The following is a 6106-nucleotide window of genomic DNA, read 5'->3' as shown; positions in this document are numbered from 1 at the left end:
TTTCCCTGTGGGGGCGATTTCAATCGCAAAGGGCTGCGCAGCAGCCCCAACCAACCTCCGAGCAGCGACTCGCCCTCACCCCAACCCTCTCCCGAAGAGAGAGGGAGCAGTCCGCACGGAATCTAGCCGCCGCGCTTTCCCTGTGGGGGCGATTTCAATCGCAAAGGGCTGCGCAGCAGCCCCAACCAACCTCCGAGCGGCGAATCACCACCCTGTAGGGTGCGCCGCGCGCACCGGGAACCCGCTTCGGGGCAATCGATCAGCCCCTGACGGCGCCCAATACCTTCTTCACCAGGCTCACCCCGGCCAGCACCAGCGCACCGGACACAATGCCCGCCACGCCGTCGATCAGGATCTGCACCAGCCAGGAGAGACCACCAGCAGCGGCCAATACCGGCTCCAGCAGGTGGTGAGCGGCGGGAATGCCGTGAAGGATGATGCTGCCGCCCACCAGGAACATGGCGGCGGTGCCCAGCACCGACAGACCTTTCATCATCCAGGGCGCGGCGGCAAGGATGCCGCGGCCGATGGCTTGGGCCGTCGAACTGGCCCGGCGCACCAGATAGAAGCCGAGGTCGTCCAGCTTCACGATGCCCGCCACCAGCCCGTACACGCCCACGGTCATGATCAGCGCGATGCCCACGAGCACCGCCACCTGCTTGCCGAACACCGCATCGGACACGGTGCCCAGGGTGATGACGATGATCTCGGCAGAGAGGATGAAGTCAGTGCGGATGGCGCCCTTGATCTTGTCCTTCTCCATGGCCACCAGATCCACGTCCGGATTGGTCACGGCCTCGGCCAGGGCCGCGTGGGCCTGCTCATCCTCTTCGTGGTTGTGCAGCCACTTGTGCGCCAGCTTCTCGAAGCCTTCGAAGCAGAGGAAGGCACCGCCCAGCATCAGCAACGGGATCACCGCCCAGGGCGCGAGCGCGCTGATCAGCAGGGCCGCCGGCACCAGGATCGCCTTGTTCACCAGCGAGCCCTTGGCCACCGCCCATACCACAGGCAGTTCACGCTCGGCTCGGACGCCGCTGACCTGCTGGGCGTTCAGCGCCAGGTCATCGCCCAGTACGCCCGCGGTCTTTTTCGCGGCGACTTTGGTCATTACCGAGACGTCATCGAGCAGCGTCGCGATGTCGTCGATCAGGGTCAGCAGGCTGGCTCCGGCCATGGTGTGTCCTTGCAGTGGGGGGCGTTGATGCCGCAATTCGGCGAAGGCGAACTACAGACAAAATCGCCCCGCCGGTCAACCCGGCGGCCCCTTTCTGCCAGCAGCTTCTCGTTCGCCACTGACCACTTCCATGTCAGACGCCTTGGTCTTGGGCTTGATCAGGCTGAAATCGATCAGCGATTTGGGCTCGTAAGGGTTGCCGATCAGCAGCGGGCGCGGCTGGAAGGCGGCGTTGACCAGGCTGCGGCTGGGGTCGAAGTCATCGAAGCTGAGCCCGGCCAGGTCCGCCCAGGTGTGGATGAAACTGGAGCTGCTGTAGGGCCGGTCGAGGCTGGCGCCCAGCTCCTGCGGGTGCTCGGTGTGCCACTGGGGCGAACGCCAGAGCATGAAGGGGATGGTGTACATGGGCGCGGTCGGCGCTGCCTCATTACGCCCCAGCACGTCGGGATGCTCCGGGTCGAACACCGCTTCGCCATGGTCGGAAAGGTAGAGCAGGAAGCCGTTGTCGCGGCTGCCGGAGAACTTCTCGATCAGGCTCGACACCACATGGTCGTTGAACAGCACGGCGTTGTCGTAGCTGTTGTAGGTGGGCAACTGGTCGTCGGTGACGTTGGCCGGCACGCCCTGGCGGCCGGTGAAGCGGTCGTATTCCTGCGGGTAGCGGTACTGGTAGCTCATGTGGGTGCCCAGCAGGTGGACCACGATGAACTTGCGCGGCGCCGAGTCGGCCAGCACCTTCTCGAACGGTGGCAGCACATCGTCGTCGTACTGGCGCGCGTTCTGGTTGCGGTTGTTGTTCAGGTAGAACTGCTCATCCGCCTGCTTGGAGAAGTTGGTGAGCATCGTGTTGCGCTTGGTAAGGGTCTGCTGGTTGGTGATCCAGTAGGTCTTGTAGCCGGCCTGCTTCATCATGTTCAGCAGCGACGGCTTGCTCAGGTAGAGATCGGGGTTCTGCTCGTCGGCGAAGGTCAGCACCTGCTGCAGCGCCTCGATGGTGTAGGGGCGTGGGGTGATGACGTTGTCGAAGACATCCAGCTGGTCGCGGATACGGTCGAGGTTCGGCGTGGTCTGGCGCGGGTAGCCGTAGAGGCTCATGCGCTGGCGGTTGGTGGATTCCCCGATCACCAGCACCAGGGTGGCCGGCAGGCCGGCGTTGGCATCCTTGAAGTTGGCCAGCGGCGCGATGCGGGCGTTGCCTTTCAGCAGGTCATGCATGTCGGCCAACTGCTGGCGGTACTGGCGGTAGCCCACCAGCAATTGCCAGGGCACGGCCGGTTCCATGCGTTTTTCGAAGCTGTCGCGGGCCGCCTCGAAGGTCTCGTTGCCCAGCCCCTGCTTCATCGCCGGATACCCCACCAGCGCCGCCAGCAGCGCCAAGCTCGCGAGCATCGCCTTGCCACGCGGCAGATGGACCGGGCGCAGGCGCGTCCACAGCAGCACGGCGCCCAGCGCGTAGCCGAGGAAGGCTGGAATCATCCACCAGGCGAAGTACTGAGTCAGGTACTCGGAGCCTTCCGCCACGTTCGATTCGAACATGATGAAGATGACGCTCTGGGAAAACTCCTGGCCATACACCAGGAAATAACCGAAGGCCGGCAAGGAGGCGAGCCAGAGCAGCCCGCCCAGGACAGCAGCGATGGTCCGCGTGCGCGCCGGGAAGAGCAGTACCGGGATCAGCCACAGGCCGCTCAGCAGGAACGCCTGGCGGAATCCGCTGAATCCGCTGGTGCCGGTTACCTGGATAAGGAACTGGGTGACACCCGAGAAATACCAGAAGAAGAGAAAGAGCCAGCCTAGTCCGGCCCAGTCGAATCGCCGATCCTCGGCGCTTTTCACTCCAATCGTCATAAACACCCGCCTGGTTCAGCCCCGACCAGTCGATCCGGTCGCAAAGCGAGGAATATGACTGCGAAGTCGTGAAAAGTTCGTCAATTAATCGATCAACGTGAGGCGTTCAGGGGTGAACCGCGCTCCTGCCAAACAGAGCCGCCTCAAGCGACGGCTCTGTGGACGTTGACAGGCCCCGTCACTGATTTGCGTTAGGCGCGACCTCCGCTCGCAGGGGTTCGACCTCGACCGTGAAATCCCTCTGCTGCCCTGTTTCCTCGATCTGGTGGACGCCTAGGCCGGAAACCGTACCGGTCGTACCGGGAGCAAAGGCTCCTGGTTCAGGCCCCCTGACCCTGAAATCACGATCGGATTCGCAATCGCAGTCCGGCGCCCCTACGAACGGTCCGGCATTGAAGGTGCCATCCTGATGGAAGTGCGCGAAGCCAGGGTGTATGTCCGCGACGAATTCGTTGTCGTCATCGTCCAGCACCTGGTTTTCATCGAACGCCCGCCCCCTGATGCCTCTCAGCAGCTGGAACTGGTTATCCAGCGTCAGGTTCCAGGTGATACGGAGGCCGAAACTGTCCTCGGCTGCGGCCGCCTCCTGGACGAAATGGACGGCGATGGGATTACGGTCGACAAACTTCAGCGTCAGGCTCAGCGTGCCCTTGTTGCGCCCATCCCCGGGATTGCCGGTGAATACGCAATTGCTGACCTGGGCATCGTCGAAGGTGATCGACCAGCCGGTGTCCCTGCCGGCGTCGGCCAGCTCACAGATACCGGCGTGTGCCGGGGTGGAGTACATCCCTGCGCCGACGATGCTGATCGCAAAAGGAACGGAGTAGACCTTCAACCAATGAGTGAACATGGCTTGCCTCCTGAACAAGGAGAGGGGGCGAAGTCTTTCTTCCTGACTGTTCGCCGCGAAACGCCCGCGGCCCTCGCCCAATGCGTGCCTAAGACATCTTGCTGGGTTGTGCTTGGGACTCCCTCAGTAGAGCGGCCGATTTACACACGACTCTGGCTCCTGCCCTCTCCGCCAGAGGCGGAAGTCCGGGTTCGCGATTGGTGAACCAGTTTTTCAGTCTATCGGCGGACAGGCTGTGCCGTTGTGCAGCTATTGCAGTGACTTGTGCGTGTTCTGCGGCGTGGCATCGCGGCGATATTCCGTAGGCGTGATGCCCATGCGCTGGTGGAAGGTCCGGGTGAAGTGCGAGGCGTTCGACATGCCGACCGCGCAGGCAACCTCCGACACCGTCGCCCGAGGGTTGGCCAGCAGCTCCCGCGAGCGCTCCAGGCGGAATCGGCACAGGTATTCGCGGAAGGTCAGGCCGAAGGCACGCTTGAAGGTTCGGCTGAATGTGTAGACGTCCATCTGGCAGGAACCAGCGACGTCCCGCAGCCGCAACGTCTCCGAGTAGTGGTGCTCCACGTAGTTCGCGGCCAGTTGCACCGACTGCATCGACAGCCCCGGCGCGCTGATGCGGCTTTCCCGCGGGATGAACGGCACCGGCATCGCAATCTCCCGACGCTCCTGCCCGCGCGTCGGCAGGACGGGCAAGAGCGCGGAGATTCGCTGGCTCAACTGTTCGGCGGTCACCGGCTGGACCAGGAAGTCCCAGACCCTGGTGCGAAATGCCCACACGGCCAGTGCCTCGGAGTGCTGGAGGGTGAGCATCAGGATGGGCAGGGACGGGTAGGCCTGCTTGGTGGAGCGCAAGGCCTGCAGGGACGGCACGTCGGGATAGTCGTATTCGAAGCAGGACAGCAGCGGCGTGCCCTGATCGATATTCAGCGGTATCGCGGCCCGTTCAACCACGCGCCTGATTTGAAACTGCTCTTCCAGCGCCCCGATCGGACTGGACGCTGCCCTGTTGGTGCGAAGATCCGCCCAGACAACACATGGCAAGCTCATCGCTTTGTCTCCCGCCACAGCTCAGGTCGACAACCCCGCAATCTTAACGGCAAGACAGAGCAAGGAATCCACGCACTGACTGACGGAGGCAGGGCGAGCCCATGACCGTAGGATGGGTTGAGCGAAGCGATACCCATCATTCCGCGTAAGGCATGGACGAAAAAACGCAAAAGCAAGGGACAAATCTATCTTTTTACTCTGATTTCGGTCTGCCCTAATTTCTCTGCTCGATGCGTCTGCCGGTGACCCGTTCGTTCTCGGCCACAGACCGGTAGTTGCCCCGCTGGACAATGTGATGCGGGTAGTTTGGCAACAGAACTCGCCCTACCCTGGGCATGCCTTCTCCCTCCATGCAGACCTAAAAGAACGTGTTCTCTATTCAATGGTTTGGAGTAGGAAAAATGAATCTGCCCCCTTTCCGCTTGCTACCTTACCCGCCATCAGCAATTCATTACTGGAACATATGTATCCTCCTTAATTCTAAAATTCACGGGAGAAATATTGAATCCCTCCCCATTCACAAAAAATTCAGGAAAAATCACCAAAAAATTATCAATCTTCCCATTCGATAGAGACACAGAAATAGCCTTATTCTCCTGGCTATTCGCATCGAAACTGCCCTGTATATTAATCTGAATTTTTCTCCGTTCCCCATAACTCGACACAAGTACAATGTAGGGCGAAGATACACTGATAACCGCAGGGCCCTCGGCGGCCCTTTGCTGTTCATCGTACGCTTTCCTGGCCTTTCCCTTGGCTTCTGTGCTTAAGGCCCAAAAAGGCTTAGCCCTGTTCGGATATAGCCAGAATTTAATTACCAACTTTGTATCAACTGCACTGATAATGGATTCCGTAGCAGGGTCCCATTCCGGCGTGCCTGGTAGTTTTGCGTGAATAACCGCAGCCACCACTCCCGAAAAAGGCGCAGGATCCTTGACGCCATACCATCTGGCCTCAAGAGCACCAGGACAGGTTCGATTAGCTGAACGGAGAGCGCCGGTCACCGCCTCAGGATGAAGATATGGACCAGTGCTGCATCCAGAAATCAACAGAGCGAAACTAATCGCAAGTATTCTTGCCGACATGAACACCTCTACCACAAAAAAAGGGACAGCTTTATAAAACCACTCTAATCCTGCTCACCAGGACAGATTTAGAGTAAGCAAAGTAAATCTGCCCTCTTTTTT

At 60.6% G+C, this 6106-nt stretch carries 5 protein-coding genes and 1 pseudogene; all 6 read right to left on the bottom strand.

Annotated elements, in window-relative coordinates; translation table 11 throughout:
* Window positions 1–259: 259 nt before the first annotated feature.
* The 6 genes and pseudogenes from E8F06_RS19680 to E8F06_RS19655 all read right to left on the bottom strand — a co-directional run bounded on the left by E8F06_RS19680 (window position 260) and on the right by E8F06_RS19655 (window position 6004).
* On the bottom strand, window positions 260–1174 hold the full coding sequence (locus E8F06_RS19680; protein ID WP_280370225.1) for a DUF808 domain-containing protein: 915 nt from the start codon (window positions 1172–1174) through the stop codon (window positions 260–262).
* Window positions 1175–1249: 75 nt separating this feature from the next.
* Entirely contained in the window at window positions 1250–3022 is a 1773-nt protein-coding gene (gene cptA / locus E8F06_RS19675) for a phosphoethanolamine transferase CptA (protein WP_280370224.1), read from the bottom strand.
* Between the two features lie 178 nt (window positions 3023–3200).
* Window positions 3201–3872, bottom strand: coding sequence for a hypothetical protein (locus tag E8F06_RS19670; protein ID WP_280370222.1), 672 nt, complete (start codon window positions 3870–3872; stop codon window positions 3201–3203).
* A 249-nt stretch (window positions 3873–4121) separates the two neighbouring features.
* Window positions 4122–4919, bottom strand: coding sequence for a DNA-binding response regulator (locus E8F06_RS19665; RefSeq protein ID WP_280370221.1), 798 nt, complete (start codon window positions 4917–4919; stop codon window positions 4122–4124).
* A gap of 250 nt (window positions 4920–5169) precedes the next feature.
* Window positions 5170–5256, bottom strand: a pseudogene (locus E8F06_RS19660) (transposase); the annotation flags it as partial.
* A 103-nt stretch (window positions 5257–5359) separates the two neighbouring features.
* Window positions 5360–6004, bottom strand: a complete 645-nt coding sequence (locus E8F06_RS19655) for a hypothetical protein (protein WP_280370219.1) — start codon at window positions 6002–6004, stop codon at window positions 5360–5362.
* Window positions 6005–6106 lie beyond the last annotated feature (102 nt).

The organism is Pseudomonas sp. BN411, assembly GCF_029871235.1.
GTDB lineage: Bacteria > Pseudomonadota > Gammaproteobacteria > Pseudomonadales > Pseudomonadaceae > Metapseudomonas.
This window is presented reverse-complemented; position numbering and strand designations above follow the sequence as displayed.

Coding starts and splice junctions, on each gene's coding strand:
- E8F06_RS19655 (WP_280370219.1), bottom strand. CDS start 6,004: ATGTCGGCAAGAATACTTGCGATTAGTTTCGCTCTGTTGATTTCTGGA.
- E8F06_RS19670 (WP_280370222.1), bottom strand. CDS start 3,872: ATGTTCACTCATTGGTTGAAGGTCTACTCCGTTCCTTTTGCGATCAGC.
- E8F06_RS19665 (WP_280370221.1), bottom strand. CDS start 4,919: ATGAGCTTGCCATGTGTTGTCTGGGCGGATCTTCGCACCAACAGGGCA.
- cptA (WP_280370224.1), bottom strand. CDS start 3,022: ATGACGATTGGAGTGAAAAGCGCCGAGGATCGGCGATTCGACTGGGCC.
- E8F06_RS19680 (WP_280370225.1), bottom strand. CDS start 1,174: ATGGCCGGAGCCAGCCTGCTGACCCTGATCGACGACATCGCGACGCTG.